Origin of the sequence: Pseudoprimorskyibacter insulae (assembly GCF_900302505.1) — a bacterium.
GTDB lineage: Bacteria > Pseudomonadota > Alphaproteobacteria > Rhodobacterales > Rhodobacteraceae > Pseudoprimorskyibacter > Pseudoprimorskyibacter insulae.
This window is the reverse complement of sequence record NZ_OMOJ01000002.1, coordinates 540,408-560,691: the sequence shown is the minus strand read 5'-3', so window position 1 is coordinate 560,691 and position 20,284 is coordinate 540,408. Positions and strand designations below refer to the sequence as shown.

At 60.3% G+C, this 20,284-nt stretch carries 19 protein-coding genes; 8 read left to right on the top strand and 11 right to left on the bottom strand.

The genetic code is table 11. The features are described from left to right. Positions 1–2: 2 nt before the first annotated feature. The 5 genes from PRI8871_RS08170 to PRI8871_RS08150 all read right to left on the bottom strand — a co-directional run bounded on the left by PRI8871_RS08170 (position 3) and on the right by PRI8871_RS08150 (position 6,281). Positions 3–1,691, bottom strand: coding sequence for an ABC transporter ATP-binding protein (locus tag PRI8871_RS08170; protein ID WP_370741921.1), 1,689 nt, complete (start codon positions 1,689–1,691; stop codon positions 3–5). Between the two features lie 5 nt (positions 1,692–1,696). Beyond that, a complete protein-coding gene (locus PRI8871_RS08165; protein ID WP_108885684.1) occupies positions 1,697–2,779 on the bottom strand; it encodes an ABC transporter permease in 1,083 nt (360 codons plus the stop codon). A 111-nt stretch (positions 2,780–2,890) separates the two neighbouring features. Beyond that, entirely contained in the window at positions 2,891–4,258 is a 1,368-nt protein-coding gene (locus PRI8871_RS08160; RefSeq protein ID WP_108885683.1) for a CmpA/NrtA family ABC transporter substrate-binding protein, read from the bottom strand. Between the two features lie 263 nt (positions 4,259–4,521). Further along, on the bottom strand, positions 4,522–5,700 hold the full coding sequence (locus PRI8871_RS08155; RefSeq protein WP_108885682.1) for a CmpA/NrtA family ABC transporter substrate-binding protein: 1,179 nt from the start codon (positions 5,698–5,700) through the stop codon (positions 4,522–4,524). After that, positions 5,697–6,281, bottom strand: coding sequence for an ANTAR domain-containing response regulator (locus PRI8871_RS08150; protein WP_108885681.1), 585 nt, complete (start codon positions 6,279–6,281; stop codon positions 5,697–5,699). Before PRI8871_RS08150 ends, PRI8871_RS08155 begins: the two co-directional genes overlap by 4 nt. 853 nt (positions 6,282–7,134) lie before the next feature. Here PRI8871_RS08150 and PRI8871_RS08145 point away from each other — a divergent pair. From PRI8871_RS08145 to PRI8871_RS08130, 4 genes are all read left to right on the top strand, one after another. Continuing rightward, entirely contained in the window at positions 7,135–7,635 is a 501-nt protein-coding gene (locus tag PRI8871_RS08145) for a type III secretion system chaperone family protein (protein WP_108885680.1), read from the top strand. 38 nt (positions 7,636–7,673) lie between these two features. Beyond that, positions 7,674–8,489, top strand: a complete 816-nt coding sequence (gene proC / locus PRI8871_RS08140; protein WP_108885679.1) for a pyrroline-5-carboxylate reductase — start codon at positions 7,674–7,676, stop codon at positions 8,487–8,489. Then, entirely contained in the window at positions 8,482–8,820 is a 339-nt protein-coding gene (locus tag PRI8871_RS08135; RefSeq protein WP_108885678.1) for a tRNA-binding protein, read from the top strand. Before proC ends, PRI8871_RS08135 begins: the two co-directional genes overlap by 8 nt. Before the next feature lie 126 nt (positions 8,821–8,946). Continuing rightward, positions 8,947–10,065, top strand: a complete 1,119-nt coding sequence (locus PRI8871_RS08130) for a beta-ketoacyl-ACP synthase III (RefSeq protein WP_108885677.1) — start codon at positions 8,947–8,949, stop codon at positions 10,063–10,065. Here the strand turns inward: PRI8871_RS08130 and PRI8871_RS08125 are convergent. Both PRI8871_RS08125 and PRI8871_RS08120 read right to left on the bottom strand, forming a co-directional pair. Continuing rightward, positions 10,062–11,201: a benzoate/H(+) symporter BenE family transporter gene (locus tag PRI8871_RS08125; RefSeq protein ID WP_108885676.1), complete on the bottom strand. Its 1,140-nt coding sequence runs from the start codon at positions 11,199–11,201 to the stop codon at positions 10,062–10,064. The two genes, PRI8871_RS08130 and PRI8871_RS08125, sit on opposite strands and share 4 nt — an antisense overlap. A 2-nt stretch (positions 11,202–11,203) precedes the next feature. Beyond that, on the bottom strand, positions 11,204–11,782 hold the full coding sequence (locus tag PRI8871_RS08120; RefSeq protein ID WP_108885909.1) for a thymidine kinase: 579 nt from the start codon (positions 11,780–11,782) through the stop codon (positions 11,204–11,206). A gap of 235 nt (positions 11,783–12,017) precedes the next feature. Between PRI8871_RS08120 and PRI8871_RS08115 the strand changes: the two genes are divergently transcribed. Together PRI8871_RS08115 and PRI8871_RS08110 are read left to right on the top strand one after the other, a co-directional pair. Beyond that, positions 12,018–12,476: a hypothetical protein gene (locus PRI8871_RS08115; protein WP_108885675.1), complete on the top strand. Its 459-nt coding sequence runs from the start codon at positions 12,018–12,020 to the stop codon at positions 12,474–12,476. Positions 12,477–12,492: 16 nt separating this feature from the next. Continuing rightward, positions 12,493–13,323 (top strand): helix-turn-helix transcriptional regulator, encoded by an 831-nt coding sequence (locus PRI8871_RS08110; protein ID WP_181389409.1) that lies wholly within the window; start codon positions 12,493–12,495, stop codon positions 13,321–13,323. Positions 13,324–13,683: 360 nt separating this feature from the next. Here PRI8871_RS08110 and rimO read toward each other — a convergent pair whose 3' ends face one another. Beyond that, complete coding sequence (gene rimO, locus PRI8871_RS08105) at positions 13,684–15,054, bottom strand: 30S ribosomal protein S12 methylthiotransferase RimO (protein ID WP_108885673.1); 1,371 nt, start codon at positions 15,052–15,054, stop codon at positions 13,684–13,686. A 63-nt stretch (positions 15,055–15,117) separates the two neighbouring features. Here rimO and PRI8871_RS08100 point away from each other — a divergent pair, with 63 nt between their 5' ends. Then, the gene (locus PRI8871_RS08100) at positions 15,118–17,103 is read left to right on the top strand and encodes an AsmA family protein (RefSeq protein WP_108885672.1); all 1,986 of its coding nucleotides are present in this window, start codon (positions 15,118–15,120) and stop codon (positions 17,101–17,103) included. Between the two features lie 57 nt (positions 17,104–17,160). Here the strand turns inward: PRI8871_RS08100 and PRI8871_RS08095 are convergent, their stop codons facing one another. Next, positions 17,161–17,748 (bottom strand): GcrA family cell cycle regulator, encoded by a 588-nt coding sequence (locus tag PRI8871_RS08095; RefSeq protein ID WP_108885671.1) that lies wholly within the window; start codon positions 17,746–17,748, stop codon positions 17,161–17,163. A gap of 122 nt (positions 17,749–17,870) precedes the next feature. Here PRI8871_RS08095 and PRI8871_RS08090 point away from each other — a divergent pair, with 122 nt between their 5' ends. Next, positions 17,871–18,680 (top strand): ABC transporter permease, encoded by an 810-nt coding sequence (locus PRI8871_RS08090; RefSeq protein WP_108885670.1) that lies wholly within the window; start codon positions 17,871–17,873, stop codon positions 18,678–18,680. Here the strand turns inward: PRI8871_RS08090 and PRI8871_RS08085 are convergent. Together PRI8871_RS08085 and PRI8871_RS08080 are read right to left on the bottom strand one after the other, a co-directional pair. Continuing rightward, positions 18,652–19,551, bottom strand: coding sequence for a DMT family transporter (locus PRI8871_RS08085; protein ID WP_108885669.1), 900 nt, complete (start codon positions 19,549–19,551; stop codon positions 18,652–18,654). The genes PRI8871_RS08090 and PRI8871_RS08085 overlap by 29 nt on opposite strands. A 22-nt stretch (positions 19,552–19,573) precedes the next feature. Next, positions 19,574–20,266: a CDP-alcohol phosphatidyltransferase family protein gene (locus PRI8871_RS08080; protein ID WP_108885668.1), complete on the bottom strand. Its 693-nt coding sequence runs from the start codon at positions 20,264–20,266 to the stop codon at positions 19,574–19,576. Between the last annotated feature and the right edge of the window lie 18 nt (positions 20,267–20,284).

Here is a 20,284-nt window from a genome sequence, read left to right as displayed (position 1 = left end):
CATCACTCCGCAGCGATAGGTTTGGGGGCAGGTTTGGATTTCGGCTTGGCGCCGTGTTCGTACTCTTCCAAGAAATCGAGCACTTCCTGCCGGTAGTGGTAGTAATCGGGGTGTTCGAGCAGCGCTTTGCGGGTGCGCGGGCGCGGCAGCTTCACATCGGTGATCTTGCCGATGGTGGCCTGCGGGCCGTTGGTCATCATGACCACGCGGTCGGCCAGAAGGATGGCTTCGTCCACGTCATGGGTCACGCAGATGGCCGTCACCTTGGTGCGCGACCACACTTCCATCAACACCTCTTGCAGCTCCCAACGGGTCAGACTGTCAAGCATCCCAAAGGGTTCATCCAGCAGCAGCAGCTTGGGCGACAGGGCAAAGGCGCGGGCGATACCGACACGCTGTTTCATGCCGTTCGACATGGAATGCGCGGGGCGGTCCATCGCATCGGTCAGGCCCACGCGTTCCAGATAATATTCGACCACGTCCTGACGCTCGGCCTGGCTGGCGCGGGGATAGACCTTGTTCACCCCGATCGAGACGTTTTCCTTGGCACTCAGCCAAGGGAACAGGTTGGGCGACTGGAACACAACGGCACGTTCCGGGTCCGCCCCTTCGACGTGGCGGCCGTCCAGTTTGATCGCGCCTTTCGAGATGTCATTCAAACCCGCGGCCATGGTCAGAACCGTCGACTTGCCACAGCCCGAATGGCCGATCAGCGAAATGAACTCGCCCCGGTCGATCTTGAGGTTGAAATCCTCAACCACGGTCAGCGGACCTTTGGGCGTCGGATAGATTTTGTGCAACTGCGAAAAGTCCAGGAACCGTTCGTCGATCAGGCCTTTTTGCGCCTCGGCCACAGCGGCGGGGATATCGCCCGCGACACCGTGAATCGGGGTTACGTCCGGCAGGATCTTGGTGCCTTCGGCCTTGGCCGCGATGCCCACATCCATCAAGTAGGTCGTCACCTTGGCGCGCAGGGCCTTGAACGTCTCGTCGGTGTTCATGGCGGACCGATCACGCGGACGTTCCAGCCCGACCTTGAACTCCTCGCCCAAAGTGCCGTCAGGGTTCAGCGCGATGATGCGGTCGGCCAGAAGAATGGCTTCGTCCACATCATTGGTGATCAGAACACAGGTCTGACGTTCGTCTTCCCAGATCTTTTCGATCTCTTCGGCCAGATTGCCACGGGTCAGCGCGTCCAGCGCCGACAGCGGCTCATCCAGCAGCAAAACCTCGGGGTTCATCGCCAAGGCGCGGGCCACGTTCACCCGCTGGCGCATCCCGCCCGAAAGTTCGGCAGGGCGGCGGGCCGTTGCGTGGCCCAAGCCAACCATCTTGATGTAATGGTCAACCTTGGCTTCCTTCTCGGCCTTGGGCAGATTTGGGAAAATCGTGTCCACGGCAAGGCGCACATTGCCAGCAACCGTCAGCCAAGGCATCAGCGAATAGTTCTGGAAGATCACGCCGCGTTCCGGGCCGGGGCCGGTGACCGGCTTGCCCTTGTAGGTGACTTCGCCCTTGGTCGGCATATCAAGGCCGGCCATCAGGTTGATCAGCGTGGTCTTTCCCGTGCCGGAAAAGCCCAGCAGCACCAGAAATTCGCCGTCTTCGACCTTGAGGTTGATGTTCTGGAGCACCGGGGTTTCGGCGGTGCCCACTCCGTAACTTTTTGAGACGTTCTTGAACTCTAGCATGGCGATCACCGGTTGTTCGAGAAGGTGAACAGCGACTGGATGGCGTACATCAGGCGGTCAAGCAGGAAGCCGATCACACCGATGGTCAAAACGGCCACCATGATTTTCGCGAGCGAGGAGGACGAGCCGTTCTGGAATTCGTCCCAGACGAATTTGCCAAGACCGGGGTTCTGCGCCAGCATTTCAGCGGCGATCAGCACCATCCAGCCCACACCAAGCGACAGACGCAGGCCGGTGAAGATCAGCGGCAGGGCCGAGGGCAGAACCAGCTTGGTGATCTTGGTCCAGGTGCCCATTTTCAAAACCTTCGACACCGAGATCAGGTCTTTGTCAATCGAGGCCACACCCAGCGCGGTGTTGATCAGCGTCGGCCACAGCGAACACAGTGTCACGGTGATGGCGGACACAAGGAAGGACTTGGCGAACAGGCCGTCATTGGTGGTGTAGACGGCAGACACGACCATGGTCACAATCGGCAGCCATGCCAGCGGCGACACCGGCTTGAAGATCTGAATGATCGGGTTGATCGCGGCATTCGCGGTGGCCGAAAGCCCCGCCATGATGCCCAGCGGAATGGCCACGGCCGAGGCGATCAGGAAGCCGAAGAACACGGTTTTGATCGAAGTCCAGATCTGCGCGTAATAGCTGGGCGCGCCGGTATAGGGGATGTCCTTGATCTGGTCTGCCTTGCCTTGTGCGATCAGGCGTTCGTTGCGGGCCTCGATACGCTCATAGAACTGCGCTTCTTTTTCTGCCTTCGCGACGGCGTCTTTGTGCAGCAGGACGGCTTCGTCATAGACCTGAACCGGGCCCGGCACTGCGCCAAGCGAGGTTTGAACGGTCGGGGCCAGCGTGCCCCACATAACCAGAAAGCCGACAATCGCCAGCATGGGAACCGCCAACAGGCGCCAGATCTCTTTGACTTGGGCCTTGGGGTTATCGCCAGCGGCGGCTTTCAGAATTGGGGTGATCCAGGCAAGGCCCAGAACTTTGAAATAGGCGTCAGCCTTATTGATGCGGGTGAACAGACGTGCGCGGCGGGCCTCTCGTGCCTCTGCTGCTGCGAATTCGGGATCGACGGTGGTCATAACAAAACCCTCAGGTGCAAGGTGTTGGTAGGATGGGCGCCGCTCCGCACCCAATCGTCAGGGGAGATGGGGGAGTGGGGTGCGCAGCGCGCGCACCCCGCAAGGCTGGGATCAGCCTTTGACTTCGGTGCCAACAACCACTTGGTTGCCTTTCAGGCCGATCGGCAGGCTTTCCAGGTAGGCGTTCGGCGCTTTGCCGTCATAGGCGATGCCGTCGATAATATCTTCGGACGGGGTCGGGGCTTTGTACCCATCGCTATCCCAGGGGAAGTCCGCCTCATTCGCCAGACCTTCTTCGACCAGCAGCTTGGCCGCTTCGAGATAGATTTCCGGCTTGTAGACCGACTTGGCCACTTCGTCGTACCAGCTATCCGGCTTCGGTTCCGAGATTTGGCCCCAACGGCGCATCTGGGTCAGATACCACACAGCGTCCGAATAGAACGGGTAGGTCGCGTTGTAGCGGAAGAACACGTTGAAGTCGGGAACTTCGCGCTTGTCACCCTTTTCGTATTCGAAGGTGCCGGTCATCGAGTTCGCGATCACTTCGTAATCCGCGCCCACGTATTCCGGGCGGCTCAGGATTTCCACGGCCGCAGGACGGTTGGCGTTGTCGTTCTCATCCAGCCACATCGCGGCGCGGATCAGCGCCTTGGTGACGGCCAACGTGGTGTTGGGGTACTGTTCTGCGAACTCGGCGTTGATGCCGAAGACCTTCTCGGGGTTGTTCTTCCACAGCTCATAGTCGGTGATGACCGGAACGCCGATGCCTTTGAACACAGCCTGCTGGTTCCACGGCTCGCCCACGCAGTAGCCATAGATGGTGCCAGCTTCCAGCGTGGCGGGCATCTGCGGCGGGGGGGTCACGCTCAGGAACACATCGGCGCCGATTTGGCCGGTGATGTTTTCAGGCGAATAATAGCCGGGGTGCAGGCCGCCAGCGGCCAGCCAGTAGCGCAGTTCGTAGTTATGGGTCGAAACCGGGAACACCATGCCCATGTTGAAAGGCTTGCCTTCGCCTTTGTACTTTTCAACAACCGGTGCCAGAGCCGATGCGCTGATCGGGTGCTGCGGGCGGCCATCTTCCATCTTGTCGACGTAGGGCAGCATTTCTTCCCAAACCTCGTTCGACACGGTGATGCCGTTGCCGTTCAGATCCATCGAGAAGGGCGTGATGATATGCGCTTCGGTGCCGAAACCGATGGTCGCAGCCAGCGGCTGACCGGCCAGCATGTGCGCACCGTCCAGCGTGCCGTCGATGACGCCGTCCAGAAGAACCTTCCAGTTTGCCTGTGCCTCGAGCGTGACGAACAGGCCTTCGTCATCGAAGAAGCCTTGTTCATAAGCGACGGCCAGCGGCGCCATGTCGGTCAGCTTGATAAAGCCGAAGGTCAGAACGTCTTTCTCAAGCTCCAGCATTTCTGCGAATGCCGGGGCAACCATCGAAGTGGTGGCCGCCAGTGAAAGGAGGAGTTTCTTCATGGATCTGTCCCTTTGTCCAAGGCCCGGAGCAGTCCGGGCAAACAAAAAAGGCCGCCGATAAACCATGGGGGAGGACCACGGTAAATCGAGCGACCTTGCTCACTAAATTTCCCGATCACCGGGAGGAATTCGATCAGGTAGCATCGTTGCTTCCTTGATCTTTCATCGCTGGAATCGGGCTATTGATGCAACGGAGAATCCTTAAACCTGCCGGTTTCATGCCGCATTGCCGCATTTTCTGCAGCGCAGCGCCTAAGAATTAATCACTCTGGTCTGGCAGGGTCAAAAACGCGGCAATCAAAGAACCGGTCATGGGTCAGAAATGCGCGGCCTGATTCCGTCGCCACAGTCATTTCCGTATCGACAGAGCCTTCCAGCTTGGACGACGCGCCCGGCAAATCCGCCTCGGTTCCGTTCAGTGCCGACCGGTGCAGATCGGTGCGGAACACGCTTTTGGCCCGCAGCATTGCCTCGGGCCGGTCCAGCCCGGTGCGGGTGGCAAGCCGATAGCCCATCCATTCCGCCTGCGACCGCCAAGGGAAGGTGGCCAGACCTTTGTGAAACTCAACAAAGCCCTCAACCGTGCGGTGATCGCCTTGGCGCGACACCTGGAAGTCACCCAGCAGCGCCCGGTCCAGAATGTCGACAGGCAGGTTGAGGTATTGCGGACGGCTTAGAATTTCAGCGGCGACAACGCGCGAGGCCGGATCAGACAACCATCGCCCCGCCCGCCAAACCGCGCGGATCAGGCGACCCGCCAGCGCGGGTTCCTGTTCGGCCCAGCCTGCGCGGGTGGCCAGCACCTTTTCCGGCGCGAAGGCCCAAATGGATTTGCCCGGCAGCAACAACGCCCCGACGCCGTTCTCCACAGCGATAGAGCCCCAAGGCTCGCCCACACAGAACGCGTCAATCTCGCCCGCCTCAATCGCATCGGCCATCAGCGGCGGCGGCACAGTTTTGATCGTCACCCCCTGCGGGGCGGGCAGACCCAAGGCGGTCAGCCAATAATACAGCAATTCGGCATGCATCGAGAACGGGAAGGGCACGCCAATGCGCAAGGGCCGGGTCGATGCCTCAATCAGCGCTGCCCCGGCTTTGTAGGCATCATTGAACGCGAAATCATGGCCAATGCCGCGCAACCGTTCCTCAAGTGCGCGGCTGACACCAATCACATTGCCATTGACCGACAGGACCGACACCGCCTCAAGCGGGGCCGCCCCGCCGCCCAGCCCAAGCGCCGTGGCAACAGGCACTGGCGACAACATATGCGCGGCATCCACCTGCCCAAAGGACAGCATATCGCGCACCGATGACCACGACGGCGCGCGCCGCAGATCCAGCGCAATGCCTTCTTCGGCGGCAAATCCCATCTCCTGCGCAGCAATCAACGGGGCGGCGTCGATAAGCGGCATATAAGCGACGGCAAGGATTGTTGTCTTCATCCCAACAACCCCGCTGCGGTCACCAAGGCCTGCGCCACATCGGCGACGCGCTTGCCCTGATCCATGGCGGTTTTGCGCAATAACGCGTAGGCGGCGTCTTCTTCAATGCCCCGCGCCTTCATCAACAGACCCTTGGCGCGGTCGATGACCTTCCGCTCCTCTAACGCCCGTTTGGTTTCGGCCAGTTCGGTGCGCATGCGTTGAAACATGTTGAACCGAGCGACCGCGGCATCAAGGATCGGCTTGACGCGATCCGGCTTCATCCCATCGACCACATAGGCAGACACCCCCGCCTCAATCGCGGCGCGGGTCAGGCCATCGTCGGATTTATCGACGAACATCGCCACGGGCCGCTCCATCGGGCCAGAGGCCATGGCCAGCTCTTCCAGCACATCGCGCGAAGGGTTGGTGATGTCGATCAACACCACATCGGGCGCGAGCTCCTTGATCTTGCGCGATAGGCCGGACTGCTCCGAGATCATATGGATCTGGAAGTCACCAGCCGCACGCAGGCTGTCCACAATCAGCAAGGCGCGGTCGCGGTCTTGCTCAACAATGATGATCGAAATGGGGTCTTTCATATCCCATGCAAAGGCGCCGTTCCGCAGCGATTGTAAATGCTTGGCAGGGGCGCGGCGCCGAATATTTCAACGCTCGCCCAAAATTTCATCGCTTGCATGACCGATCCCGCGCCAAACAGGCAGGTCGGATAAGCTTGGGGGTTGCGACGGTCAGGGGCCGGCATATCCCCTATTCGCGGTACCCAAAGGTAAGCGTCCCGGAAGCCGATTTCCGATGTGACCGTCACATCAGGCAGGCTAAACCTGAATCCCCAAGATTTCCAGTCTGAGTGAACTGGCAGGCGGCGGGGCCTCGCACCCGGTTGCCCGGCAACCCCGCATGGCGCTCCGACCCGAAGGTCGTGCTACGGCCGCGAGAATATCACCGCGTCGCGCCTGCCAAGGAAAGCGCTAAACAGGATCGCCCACGATTTCAAGTCTGGATGGCAGGCGGCGGGGCCTCCCCCCGGATATCCGGCAACCCCGCATGGCGCTCCGACCCGAAGGTCGTGCTACGGCCGGGAGTATATCACCGTGTCACGCCTGCCATGGAACGGGCTAATAGCGATCAGCCATGAGCGCAAGTCTGACACTCAAGACCGCGCGATCACGAAAGACAGTGTTGCGCCACTTCTACCCGCTGCGCCTACACTCATCAGATTTCATCCACATGACATTACGATCAAGATCTGCACAAGTTTTCGAACCGTCCACAAGTTCTTGGGTTTATCCCCAAAATATCGCTTTACACATGCCCCTCCTCGCAGGCACGATATCTAGTAAGGTCAGAGGGACCCGCCCCTGACCCTAGAGCAGGCACCTAGCGATTGGGTCGTTTTTACGGGTCTTCGCTACAACAAAATGAGGTGGCGCAATGGCCTTGTCCGAACAGTTCCTCGAAGAGGATATCCATCCGATCGACATCGTCGAAAACATCGCAGCCCATCACGACTGGGATTTCGATCGTATCGCCGATGACCAGATTGCAATGGCGGTCGAAGGCCAGTGGCGGACCTACTCGATCACGCTGGCGTGGTCTGGATATGACGAAACCCTGCGCCTGATCTGCACCTTTGAGATGGAGCCCCCAGCCGGGCGTCTGCCTGCGGTGTATGAAGGCCTGAACGCGGTGAATGAACAGTGCTGGGCCGGTGCGTTTTCGTACTGGGAACAGGAAAAGCTGATGGTGTACCGCTATGGCCTTGTTCTGACCGGCGGCCAGATTGCCAGCCCGGACCAGATCGACACCATGATCCGCGTCGCGGTTTTGTCGGCTGAACGCTACTACCCGGCGTTCCAGTTGATCGCATGGGGCGACCGCACACCCAAAGACGCGCTGCAAGTCGCCATTGCAGAGGCCTACGGCCGCGCGTAACACTTTCCCCCGGTTCAGAATTTGAGACGGGGGAGACCATGAGCTATTCAACCATCGCAGAACGCGGACTGGTTCTACTGGGATGCGGCAAGATGGGGTCGGCCATGCTGGAAGGCTGGCTGAAGGGCGGTTTGCCCGCCGATAAAGTCTGGGTCAATGACCCCTTCCCGTCCGATTGGCTGAAGGCGCAGGGCGTCAACCTGAACGCTACCCTGCCCGTCTCGCCTGCGATTGTGCTGGTTGCTGTCAAACCGCAGATGATGGCCGAGGCGCTGCCCACCCTGAAAACCTATGGCAATGGGTCGACGGTGTTCCTGTCGGTCGCTGCAGGCGTGACCATCTCCAATTATGAGGCGATGCTGGGCGGCGACACCCCAATCGTGCGTGCCATGCCCAACACCCCCGCCGCCATCGGCAAGGGCATCACAGCGCTGATCGGCAACGCCCGCGTTGGCGAAAACGCATTGACCATGGCCGAGGCGCTGCTTGGCGCAGTTGGTCAGACCGTGCGTCTTGAGAATGAAGGCCAGATGGACGCGGTGACGGGCCTCAGCGGATCGGGCCCCGCCTACGTGTTCCACATGATCGAATGCCTAGCCGCCGCCGGCGAGGCACAGGGCTTGGCCCCGGATCTGGCGATGCAACTGGCCAAGGCCACCGTGGCTGGTGCGGGCGCACTGGCCGAAGCCGCCGCCGAAGACCCCGCCCAATTGCGCAAGAACGTCACCAGCCCCAACGGCACCACCCAAGCCGGGCTTGAGGTATTGATGGATGCTGGCACGGGCCTGCCGCCGCTGATCGCTGCAACCGTGAAGGCCGCAACCGACCGATCCAAGGAGCTGGCCAATGGCTGAGATCACGTTTGACGATTTTCTGGCCGTCGATATCCGCGTGGGCACCGTCATCCGCGCCGAACCCTACCCCGAGGCCCGCAAACCCGCGCTGAAGCTCTGGATCGATTTCGGGCCCGAGATTGGCGAAAAACGCACCTCGGCGCAGATCACCGTGCATTACGATCCCGAAACCATCGTCGGCAAACAGGTGATGGCCGTGGTCAACTTCCCGCCGCGCCAGATTGGCAAGTTCATGTCCGAGGTGCTGACCCTTGGCTTTGCTGATGAAAACGGCGCGATTGTTCTGGCAGGACCGGATTACGCCGTGCCCAACGGCGCACGGATGCACTAAGCGGATTGACGCTGGCTCACGCCACGTCAGGCTTTCTTGATGCGCGGATGAGTGCTTTCTGGGATCGCCTGCGCACTTGACCTACGCTCGTGCCATGCTTTGCTAGGGAAAACCCCGGAGGACGCCATGCACCAGCCCGCCATCACAGGAACCGGCGTATTCACGCCCGAGCTTGTCATCACCAATGACGAGTTGGTTGCCGCCTTCAACGCCCATGCCGATCTGTTCAACGAACAGAACGCCGAAGCGATTGCAGCGGGCGAGGTTGAGGCCAAGGCGCATTCCAGTTCCGAGTTCATCTTCAGCGCCTCGGGGATCGAGCAGCGCTATGTGATGGAGAAGGACGGCGTTCTTGATCCAGCCCGCATGTACCCCCGCCTGCGCGAACGCAGCGATGACGAACCGGGCATCATGGCCGAGATCGCGCTTGATGCCTGCACCAAGGCGCTGGCAGCCGCTGGCCTGACAGGGGCCGATATTGATCTGGTGATCTGCGCCGCCTCAAACCACGAACGCGCCTATCCCGCCATTGCGATCGAAATCCAGAACCTGCTGGGTGCGGGCGGGTTTGCCTTTGACATGAACGTGGCCTGTAGTTCGGCCACCTTTGGCATTCAGGCCGCCGCCGATATGGTGCGGGCCGGGTCCAGCCGCCGCGCGCTGGTGGTTTGCCCTGAAATTACTTCGGGCCATCTGGAATGGCGCGACCGCGATTGCCACTTCATCTTTGGCGACGTCTGCACCGCCGTGGTGATCGAACGCGCGGAAGAGGCGAAAGGGCCGCATTTCCTGATCCGCTCAACCCGCTGCGCGACGCAGTTTTCGAACAACATCCGCAACAACAACGGCTTCCTGCGCCGCACGCGCGACGCGATGAACGACCGCCGCGATATGCAGTTCATGCAAAACGGTCGGAAGGTGTTCAAAGAGGTGCTGCCGCTGGTCTCGGCGCATATCGCCGGACATATGGAGGTCGAAGGCTGGCAGGCTGATGATCTGAAGCGCCTGTGGCTTCATCAGGCCAACAAGGCGATGAATGATTTCATTGGCCGCAAGGTTCTGGGCCGCGTACCTGAGGAGGGCGAGCAGCCGAACATCCTTCAGGACTACGCCAACACGTCCTCTGCCGGGTCGATCATCGCCTTTGCCAAATATTCTGAGGATATGAAGAGCGGCGACAAAGGGATCATCTGTTCCTTCGGCGCGGGCTACTCGGTGGGTTCGGTTCTGGTAGAGCGCGCTTAACGGCGCAGCGCCGCCATCAGGCAACCGGCCAACAGGCCCCAAACCGCACCGCCAATCCCCCAAAGCGTCAGGCCAGAGGCGGTGATGACAAAGGTCAGCGCCGCCGCTTCGCGCGTAGCGTCCTCTTTCCATGCCGCCGCCGCCGAATTGGTGAAGACGCCAATCAGGGCAACGCCTGCAAGGATCTCCATCGCGTGCAGCGGCGCTTGCGAGGCGACATAGGTCACCACAGCGGCAAAGATGCCGAACAGCACATAAAGGATGCCCGCCCACACAGCGGCCCAATAGCGCTGCGCCTTGTCGGGATGGGCGCTGTCACCCGCACACATCGCGGCGGTGATCGCGGCAAGATTCGTTTGGATCGCGCCAAACGGGGCCGACAGGATCGAGATCGCGCCAACGGTGACAAAGAACGGCCCAGTCGATGGCGCATAGCCGTTGGACTTCAGCACCGAAATTCCGGGCATGTTCTGGGTGGCCATCGTCACGATGAACAGCGGCAGTGCGAGTGAAATCAGGCCGGAAAGCGAGATCGCAGGCGTGACCCATACAGGGGCCGTCAACGCGTGATCCGGCACGGGGATGTGGCCAAGCTCAAGATATGTCAGGGCCAGCGTCGCCAGCACAGCGGCAGGCACGGCAAACAGGCGTGAAAAGCGGCCAACGATGAACCACGTGAGCAGAATGACCAAAGCCACAACGGGCGTTTCCGGCAAAAACCTGAACGGGGCCAAACAGATGGGCAGCAGAACACCGGCCAACATGGCTTGGGTGATCGGGCCGGGCACCGCTTGGGCCAGCCGCACCAAGGGCCGCCACAGCCCGGACAGCACCACCAAAGCGCCCGCGACCAGAAAGGCGCCAACCGCCCCGGCGAACCCGTGCTGATCCGGCACCGAGGCTGCCAACAGCGCCGCCCCCGGCGTGGACCAGGCGCAGCTTGCGGGGATCTTGCGCCACAGCGCCAGACCAATGCCCGCAACACCCATGGCAATGGCCCCCGCCATCAAGGCCGATGCGGCCTGCGCCTCGGTTGCGCCCATCGCCTCGACCCCGGCCAGAAAGATCGGGAAAGAGGAAAAGAAGCCGACGATGGCAACAACGATGCCCGTGGCCAGCGCCTGAATGCCGCCCATGTCTACTGACCGACGGCTTCGCGCCAATGGCGGCGGCAGAGGCTGACGTAGGTCTCATTCCCGCCGATCTGCACCTGCGCGCCTTCGGTCAGGGCTTTGCCTTCGGGGCCTTGGCGCACAACCATGGTGGCCTTTTTGCCGCAATGGCAGATGGTGCGCACTTCGCGCATCTCATCGGCCAAGGCCAGCAGCGCCGCCGAGCCGGGAAACAGGTCGCCCCGGAAATCAACGCGCAACCCATAACACATGACCGGAATGCGCAGATCATCGACCACGCGGGCCAGTTGCCAGACCTGATCTTTGGTCAGAAACTGTGCCTCGTCGATAAAGATGCAATGCAACGGCCCTTTGTCGTTCACATCTGACAGATGCTCAAACAGGTCAGTGCTATCGTCAAACCCCGTCGCCTCGGCTTCAATGCCGATGCGCGACCCAATTCGCCCTTTGCCCGCTCGATCATCAAGATTGGCGGTCATCAGATAGGTGTTCATGCCACGTTCGCGGTAGTTATACGACGCCTGCAACAGCAGGGTCGATTTGCCCGCGTTCATTGTGGAATACTGGAAATACAGCTTGGCCATATCCGCCCTATGCCGCAGCTTCGCGCCCGGTTTCAAGCCAAATTCGCGCCCGCGCATTCAAACATTATTTCCGTTGGGGCATGCAATTTCGCGGCAAAAATAGCGCAGTAGCGCCTTTAAATTTGAGATTTCTTCGCAACAGGTAACTGGATTCGCTATGACTGTGCACGGAAATTCAGTAATGGGAAGTAGGGTCTAGATTTCCCATTGCGCTTTAAGTTGAGCAAGGACGGTTATGGCAACGATTGGTAGTTATCTGAAAAAGCACACTGAGGCTCTCGTCAAGGACGTAGGGATTGAGCCAGCGTGTGAACTGACAGGTAAGTCCAAGGCGACCTTGGGCCGCTATTATTCGGATCATGACGAACATGCGGATCGCTTTATGCCGATCGATTCCGTCGCCCGTCTGGAAGAGGCCTCGTCTTACCCGCATGTCACCGCTGCACTGGCCGAACTGAAGGGCATCACCCTGTCTTTCGACCGTGAACGCCGCAACTCCAAGCCTTCGGGCGGAGTGAATGCCGATGTGATCGCCCTAAGCCAGCGGTTCGCCATATTGATGGCCGAATATCAGCAATCCATAGAAGACGGCATCATCACCGCGAATGAGGCCAAGCGCCTGCTCAAGGAAACCGTCGCGCTGCAACAAGTGCTGATCGACATGAAACTGCACCTAGAGGATGAAACCGTCTAACCCACCGCGTTCGGGCATGGCGGATCTCGTTACCGCCGAGACTTACACGCCAGCGCTGCTGCGCCGGGTTATCATCGGACTGGAAAACGCCACCCATTCGCGCGAAGTTTGGGCCCTGATCGTCGGATTGGGGCGCGAAGTCGGCCTTCCCTACATCGACTTCATTTCCGCCAGCAGCTTTAAGGATTGGCGGAAGACCCTGTTCATCCGCACCAGCTATCAATCCGACTGGCTACAAGTCCAAAACGCCGACCCGGATGTGTCGCGGTGGTCCTATTTCCGCAGCCATGCCATGCACTACCTGACCCCGCTGATGGTCGGGCTGGAATATGCCGATGAATACCGGCACCTTCCGCAGCGGCGGATCGAGGTTTTGAAGATGGCCGCCGATCGCGGGATGCGGGCGGGCATTTCGTTTCCATTGCGGCAGAATGCACCGCCACAGGCCGCGCTGCTTTCATTTATCGGCAATCACGACAAAGCAGGGATGCAGGCCATTCTGGACCAACATGGCTGGACGCTAAACGTGGCCGCGCTTATGGCGCATCAGCGGTATGTCCAACTGTTCAACCGCGAATTCACCGAACGCAACCACATCACCGACAAGCAAAAAGAACTGATTGAGCTGATCGGGTTGGGCCTGCAGGACAAGGCCATTGCCGACCGATTGGGCGTATCGGTGTCCGCCATCCGCCAACGCATGAACGCCTTGTTTCAAAACACTGGTCTGCAATCGCGGGCCGAATTGGCGGCATTGGCCATGTCGATTGGCATTCTGCCAGATCCGTTCCACCGCCCGGATGCGCCGTCGGAAACATTGGTTGAGGCGGACATTCCAGAAGAATGACGCCCCAAAAGGAAAAGGGTGCCCTGCGAACAGGACACCCGAGAGACTAAAATTATTTATAAAACAGCGACCGTCGCGACAGACGAACACCACATACTGAAATTAGGGGCCAGACAGAGCGAGACAGGCAGATCACCCCAGCCCCCGATAAACACTGTCGGATGAGCGCCTTAAAAAGCATACCGAGCAGATGGCTTTAGTTTACCCTAGGTCGCCAAAGGGTAAACACTATCAAAAGTATAGATTCGGTGAATCTGCCATGTAAATAATGCCAGCCCAATGCATACACCCTGTTAATACTTACAGGTTCCGGCATTATCCTTTGATTTTACAGAGATGCGGCGTGACGACTCAATCGAATCAGACCAAACGCCCCCAAAGGTCATATTCCCCGGCCTCATCCACCTCGACTGTCACGATATCGCCGGCCTTTAGGCCTTCATGCCCTTCGTCGATAAACAGGTTACCGTCGATTTCCGGCGCATCCGCCATGGTCCGGCACGTGGCGGCATCGTCTTCAACCAGATCTACGATCACCTCCAAGCGCTTACCGACCTTGGCTTCCAGCTTCGCCTCAGAGATCGCCTGAGCCTTTTCCATGAAGCGGTCCCAACGCTCTTGCTTGACCTCTGCGGGGACGTGATCGGGCAGGTCATTGGACCGGGCCCCCTCAACATTCTCATATTGAAAACAACCCACCCGATCGAGCTGCGCTTCGTCCATCCAGTCAAGCAATGTCTGGAACTCAGCCTCGGTCTCTCCGGGGTAGCCAACGATGAAGGTCGACCGCAGGGTGATGTCCGGGCAGGCAGCACGCCATGCCGCGATTTCATCCAGCGTTTTGGCCGCTGCCGCCGGGCGGGCCATGCGTTTGAGCGTATCGGGGTGGGCGTGCTGGAACGGGATATCCAAATATGGCAGGATCAACCCATCCGCCATCAGCGGGATCAACTGGCGCACATGCGGATAGGGGTAGACGTAGTGCAACCGCACCCACGCCCCGAGCGAGCCAAGATCACGTGCCAAATCGGTGATATGGGCGCGATGCCCGCGATCTTCGGCATGTTTCAGGTCAACCCCATAGGCCGAGGTGTCCTGACTGATGACCAACAGTTCTTTGACACCGCTTTCCACCAGCTTTTCCGCCTCGCGCACGATCGCATGCGCCGGGCGCGAGGCCAGACGGCCACGCATATCGGGGATGATGCAGAACTTACACTTGTGATTGCAGCCTTCCGAGATCTTCAGATAGCTGAAATGGCGCGGCGTCAGCTTGATCCCGGCGGCAGGCAGCAGATCCACGAACGGATCGGGATCGGGCGGCACGGCCAGATGCACCGCGTCCAGCACCTGTTCGTATTGATGCGGGCCAGTCACGGCCAGAACCTTGGGGTGCGCGCCTGTGATATATTCAGGCTCGGCCCCCAGACAGCCGGTCACGATCACCCGGCCATTTTCAGCCAGCGCTTCGCCAATCGCCTCAAGGCTTTCGGCCTTGGCCGAATCCAGAAACCCGCAGGTGTTCACGATCACCGCATCCGCACCCGAGTAGTCGGCCGAAATCCCATAGCCTTCGGCCCGCAGCCGCGTCAGGATGCGTTCACTATCGACAAGAGCTTTGGGGCATCCAAGGGATACCATGCCGATGGTGGGCTGCCCGGAACGGGGCGTCTCGGAAATCCGGGCGCGTGGGGCAAGGTCAGGGCGGAGGTTTGGCGGATTCTGGGTCATGGCGCTTCATATACTTTGCCGGATCACAGATAAATGCCCAAGTGAGCGTTCCAACCCGCCCGAATGCACCGTAAAACAAGGTATCCTTGGTGGAGGCGACACATGAAATTCTTGTTTAAGCTGTTTGGCGTTCTGATCGTCACATCAATTCTGGTGGTGATTGGCATTCTGATGTTGCCCGCCGACCGGCTGGGCGCTGTCATCTCGTCGCAACTGACCCGGCAATTGGGCCGTGATGTCGCCTTGGGCGAGGTGTCGCTTTCGATCCTGCCCGCTCCGGGGGTTGAGGTGCGCAACCTGAAAATCGCCAATGCCGATTGGTCGGACAAAGGCCCCATGCTAGAGGCCGACCGCGCCTTGGTTCAGGTCGATCTGATGGCCGCGCTGCAAAAGGAAATCCTGATCCGCGCGATCGAAATCGACGCGCCGCATATCCTGCTTGAGGCCAAGGCAGACGGTCGCGCGAACTGGCAATTTGGCGAGGCGGAGGCCAGCCAGAGCGCACCAAGCGACAGCCCTGCCGCCTCAGGCTCAATCGGCGCAATCACGCTGGAACGGCTGGCGGTGAAGGATGCCCAGATTCGCTATGAACAGCCCGGCGAAAAACCGATCCTGCTGCGGGCCGTTGATCTGCGGCTGGACTGGCCCGATCCGCAAGGCCCAGCCCAGATCGAAGGCAAGCTGACCCCCTACACCGGGCCGATCACCTTTGACGCCAATATCTCAGACCCGCTGGCGCTGGCCGCTAGCGACGTCAGCCCCGTAACTCTGTCGCTGGCCACCAGCGGCGGCAAAGCTTCGTTCCAAGGCCGGGCTGGCACCGCCCCCGAATTGGCGGGGGCCTTTGATCTGAACCTGTCCGACACCTCCGCCTTTGCCGCCGCACTTGGCGTCGAAGGGCTGGACCTGCCGCAAGGCGCAGGCCGCAAGATCACTGCCAAGGGCAATGCGACGCTGACCAAAACCGGCGAGGCAGCGCTGCGCGGCGTGGCCCTGACGGTGGATGCCAACGCGTTGCAAGTGGACGCCGATGTCAAACTGGCCGCCAAACCACATGTCACCGCCAAGATCACCGCGGGCACGCTGGACCTGTCCACCCTGCTGGGCGGCGATGCGGGCAGCGGCGGGGCCGCAGCGGGCGGCGCATCGCAGGACGGTTGGTCGCGTGCACCCATTGATGCCTCAGCCCTGGGGCTGATTGACGGCACCCTATCGCTGGCTGCCTCGGCGCTGAAACTTCCGGGCATGTCGCTTGGGGCCACCAAGACCGTCCTCAGCATTGACCAATCCCGTGCGGTCTTCACGATTGAGGACATGCAAGCCTATCAAGGCAAGATCACCGGCCAGTTCGTGGCCAACAATCGCAACGGGCTGTCTGTGGGCGGAGATCTGACCGTGGCCGAGGTCGCGCTGCGCCCCCTGCTGACCGAAACGCTGGATGTCAGCCGGTTTTCGGGCATGGGCAATCTGCGGCTGAAGTTCCTTGGCGTCGGCCAATCCGTCGATGCGATCATGCGGTCGCTGTCGGGCGATGCGACCATTCTGGCCGGTCCGGGCGTGATCTCGGGCATTGATCTTGACCAGCTGTTCAGCGGTGGCACAGGCAGTGGTGGAACAACCGTATTCGACACGCTGAACGCCAGCTTGACCATGTCGGGCGGCGTGGCCCGCAATTCGGATCTGGCCATGTCCCTGCCCCGGATCAAAGCCAAGGGCGAAGGGGTGATCGATCTGGGCAACCGGCGGCTGGACTATCTGTTCACCGCGATGGACCCACAAGCCCGCGACGGGCGCGGCTTTGCCATCCCGCTGCGGATCAAGGGCCCGTGGTCTGGCCCCACCATCCGCGCCGACGCCGGAGAGCTGATCAACCAGAACTTCCAGGAAGAGAAAAAGAAGATCGAATCGGAAGTCCGCGACAAGGTGAACGACAAATTGCAGGAAACCTTGGGCATTCGGGTCGAAGAGGGCCAAAAGCCCGAAGACGTTCTGAAACAAAAACTGGAAGAAGAGGCGACCAAGAAGATCTTCGAACTTCTGAAACGCTGATCTGAAAATGAAAAAGGCGGGCCAGATGCCCGCCTTTTGTTTGTCTGGGAACCGGCCTTAGCGGCGGCGGTCGCGGCGCGATGACATCGGCTGGAACGCCACGCCGACATGCGCCTCGCAATAGGGTTTGCCCTGCTGGACGGGCAGACCGCAGAACCAGAAATCCGGGGTCGCCGGATCGCCGACCGGCCATTTGCAGGTGCGTTCTGTCAGTTCCATCAGCGTCAGCTTTTTGGCCTTCTTTTCGATCTCATTGACCTTGGCCAACGCTTCGGGGCTGATTTCATTGGCAGATGGCTGCGGCGGCAGGGGTTGGCCCGCCGGGATAATCTGCTTGCGCGCCGGAATCGGCTTGGCCTCGGCGGCCGGCTCTTCCTTGATGGCTTCGCGCGCAGGTTCGGTTTTGGGTTCAGGCCGGGCCTTAGGCTCTGCCGGTTTCGGCGCGGGGGCCGCGGCCGCAGGGGCAGGCTTGGCTTCGGGCTTGGCGCTGGACGCAGTGGTACGGTTCGACAGGCCAAGGCGGTGCACCTTGCCGATCACGGCGTTGCGGGTCACCCCGCCCAGTTCCTTGGCGATCTGGCTTGCGGATTGGCCTTCGCCCCACATCTTCTTCAGCAGTTCAACGCGCTCGTCGGTCCAGGACATGCGGATTCCTTTACGCAAAAAGCGGCCACACGCGCGGGGCCGCCTGAAAATCTCTCGTGGCCCCCTATTCTAATCACTGAAGCCTGAGTTACAAGCGGCACACCGACACGGGGAGCATCTAAATGAGCGCAGAGACACGATATTCGCAAGGCACACGCCGATTTGGGCGTGTAAACTGGCTTGGCCTCTATACCTTGGCCATGCGCGAGGTCATGCGCTTTGTCGTGGTCTGGACGCAGACCTTGCTGGCGCCCTTGGTCACGGCGGGGTTGTTCCTGCTGATCTTTTCCATCGCGATTGGCCCCCGCCGGGGCGATGTGATGGGCGTTCCCTTCACGCATTTCATCGCGCCGGGCATCCTGATGATGACGGTTATTCAGAACGCTTTTGCCAATACCTCGTCCTCGATCATGATTTCCAAGGTGCAGGGCAATATCGTTGATACGCTGATGCCGCCCCTGTCTGCCGGGGAATTGGTCGTGGGCTATTTCGCTGGTGGCATCGCGCGGGGCCTTTTGGTGGCGGTTGCGATTTCGGTCGCGCTGATGCTGACGCTGGGTCTGGTGCCGCAACATCCGTTGTTGCTGCTGTGCTTTGTGATTCTCGGCTCGGCCTTTTTGTCGGGGCTGGGGATCATCGCAGGGGTCTACGCCCAGAAGTTCGACCAGATGGCCGCGATCACCAACTTTATCGTGACCCCCTTGGCCTTTTTGTCGGGCACCTTCTATTCGGTCGAGGCTTTGCCGCCCGTTCTGTATGAAATCACCCATATCAACCCGGTGTTCTACCTGATCGACGGCGTGCGCTATGGCGTGATCGGCGTGTCAGACAGCGCGCCCTTGCTGGGCCTTGGGGTGTCGGCACTGGCCGTGTCGGCAGTCGCTTTCGCCGCTTGGGTGCTGTTCAAACAGGGGTATCGCCTGAAGGCTTAAGCCGTGCCTCGCGCCATGCCAAAAGCGCGGCGCCTGACAGGATCACCAGCGCCCCAACGACAGACACCCAATCCGGCACGACGCCATAGACGTTGAAGTCATAGAAGGCGGCGAAGATCAGGGTCGCATACCAAAATGGCGACACGAAAGACGCATCGGCGCGGGAAATCGCGTTGATGAAACAGGTCTGCGCCAAGGCCATCAGCCCGCCCAAGGCCGCCAAGGCCAGCCACTGCGCCCCGGTGGGGGGCTGCCAAAAGGCCAACATGGCCAGCGTGCTGATGCCCAGACCGAACAGGTTGTTGAACCACAAGATCTGCAGCGGTGCCTCGCGCCCCGACAGGCGCTTGATGAAAATCACCTCAGTCCCAAGCGCAAGCGCCGCCGCCAACGCCAATAGCGCGGCGGGCTGAAAGCTATCGGGCGAAGGGCGAAGCAAGATCACCGCGCCGATCAGGGCGATGATGGCCGCGCTCCAACGAATGGGGCCGACCTTTTCACCCAGCAGCGGAATGGCCAGCATCATCGCAAAGACCGGGTTCAGAAAGCTGATCGCTGTCGCGTCGGACAGCGGGATAAACGCCGCCGCCGCAAACATCAGCGACACCCCCAGCCAGCCAAAGGCAGACCGTTTGACATGGGTTTTCAGGTCTGGGTTTTCAAACCGCACGCGCCGGGCCAGAACCACGGATGAAATGGCGATAAAGGCAAAAATGAACCGCCCGTTGCTGATCTGAAGGGGGTGCAGCGGATCGCCCAGCGCATCGGTGCCCAGCGACTTCGCCAACAGCGTTGTCCCGGCCACAAAGGCCGAAGCCAATAACGTCAGCCCCGCAGCCCGTGGCGGGTTCGGCATAACATGCGAACGCATCTAACCCCCTAGGCGCCAGCGCTTATTTGCGCGGCGCGATAACCTGCTGGGCAATGCCAGCGAACAGCAAATAGAGCGATACCAAGTAAAACAATGCCTCGACCCATCCGGGAAGAACAAAGTTGTGCCAGGCGGCAACCCCTGCAAGGCCGGTCCAGATAAATGCCATCGGCAAAGACACTTTGCGCCAACGCGCGGTGCGTACGGGGTGGATGAATTTCAGCGGCAAGAACATCGCCACCGACAGCACAACGACGATCACAAGGATCATCCAAACCGGCGGCGGCGCGGCCAGAAAGACGAACACCACCATATTCCAACAGCCCGGAAACCCGTGAAAGGAATTGTCGGCGGTCTTCATCCGCGTGTCGGCAAAATACAGCCCCGACGCATAGGTGATGATCAGGATCGCAAACCACCCCGTCCAGCCCGGCAACAGATGCGACGCGAATAGCGCATAGGCGGGAATGAACACATAGGTCAGATAGTCGATGATCAGATCCAGAAGCGCCCCGTCAAATCGCGGCGCATTGGTTTTGACATCATATTTGCGCGCAAGCGGCCCATCGACCCCGTCCACGGCAAAGGCCACAACCAGCCAAAGGGTCATGATCGACCAATTGCCCTGCACCGCCGCCAAAAGCGCCAGCATGGCAAATACGGCCCCTGTTCCGGTCAGCAGATGAACGAATAACGCGCGGTGTTTGATAGTCATGGCTCACTCATGCACGAA

Bases quoted from the DNA above. Each gene is read 5' to 3' on its own strand.
- PRI8871_RS08145 (WP_108885680.1), top strand. From the start codon at position 7,135: ATGGCCTTGTCCGAACAGTTCCTCGAAGAGGATATCCATCCGATCGAC.
- PRI8871_RS08090 (WP_108885670.1), top strand. From the start codon at position 17,871: ATGAGCGCAGAGACACGATATTCGCAAGGCACACGCCGATTTGGGCGT.
- rimO (WP_108885673.1), bottom strand. From the start codon at position 15,054: ATGACCCAGAATCCGCCAAACCTCCGCCCTGACCTTGCCCCACGCGCC.
- PRI8871_RS08160 (WP_108885683.1), bottom strand. From the start codon at position 4,258: ATGAAGAAACTCCTCCTTTCACTGGCGGCCACCACTTCGATGGTTGCC.
- PRI8871_RS08150 (WP_108885681.1), bottom strand. From the start codon at position 6,281: ATGAAAGACCCCATTTCGATCATCATTGTTGAGCAAGACCGCGACCGC.
- PRI8871_RS08155 (WP_108885682.1), bottom strand. From the start codon at position 5,700: ATGAAGACAACAATCCTTGCCGTCGCTTATATGCCGCTTATCGACGCC.
- PRI8871_RS08125 (WP_108885676.1), bottom strand. From the start codon at position 11,201: ATGGGCGGCATTCAGGCGCTGGCCACGGGCATCGTTGTTGCCATCGTC.
- PRI8871_RS08100 (WP_108885672.1), top strand. From the start codon at position 15,118: ATGCACCGTAAAACAAGGTATCCTTGGTGGAGGCGACACATGAAATTC.
- PRI8871_RS08095 (WP_108885671.1), bottom strand. From the start codon at position 17,748: ATGTCCTGGACCGACGAGCGCGTTGAACTGCTGAAGAAGATGTGGGGC.
- proC (WP_108885679.1), top strand. From the start codon at position 7,674: ATGAGCTATTCAACCATCGCAGAACGCGGACTGGTTCTACTGGGATGC.
- PRI8871_RS08135 (WP_108885678.1), top strand. From the start codon at position 8,482: ATGGCTGAGATCACGTTTGACGATTTTCTGGCCGTCGATATCCGCGTG.
- PRI8871_RS08115 (WP_108885675.1), top strand. From the start codon at position 12,018: ATGGCAACGATTGGTAGTTATCTGAAAAAGCACACTGAGGCTCTCGTC.
- PRI8871_RS08165 (WP_108885684.1), bottom strand. From the start codon at position 2,779: ATGACCACCGTCGATCCCGAATTCGCAGCAGCAGAGGCACGAGAGGCC.
- PRI8871_RS08080 (WP_108885668.1), bottom strand. From the start codon at position 20,266: ATGACTATCAAACACCGCGCGTTATTCGTTCATCTGCTGACCGGAACA.
- PRI8871_RS08130 (WP_108885677.1), top strand. From the start codon at position 8,947: ATGCACCAGCCCGCCATCACAGGAACCGGCGTATTCACGCCCGAGCTT.
- PRI8871_RS08170 (WP_370741921.1), bottom strand. From the start codon at position 1,691: ATGCTAGAGTTCAAGAACGTCTCAAAAAGTTACGGAGTGGGCACCGCC.
- PRI8871_RS08085 (WP_108885669.1), bottom strand. From the start codon at position 19,551: ATGCGTTCGCATGTTATGCCGAACCCGCCACGGGCTGCGGGGCTGACG.
- PRI8871_RS08110 (WP_181389409.1), top strand. From the start codon at position 12,493: ATGGCGGATCTCGTTACCGCCGAGACTTACACGCCAGCGCTGCTGCGC.
- PRI8871_RS08120 (WP_108885909.1), bottom strand. From the start codon at position 11,782: ATGGCCAAGCTGTATTTCCAGTATTCCACAATGAACGCGGGCAAATCG.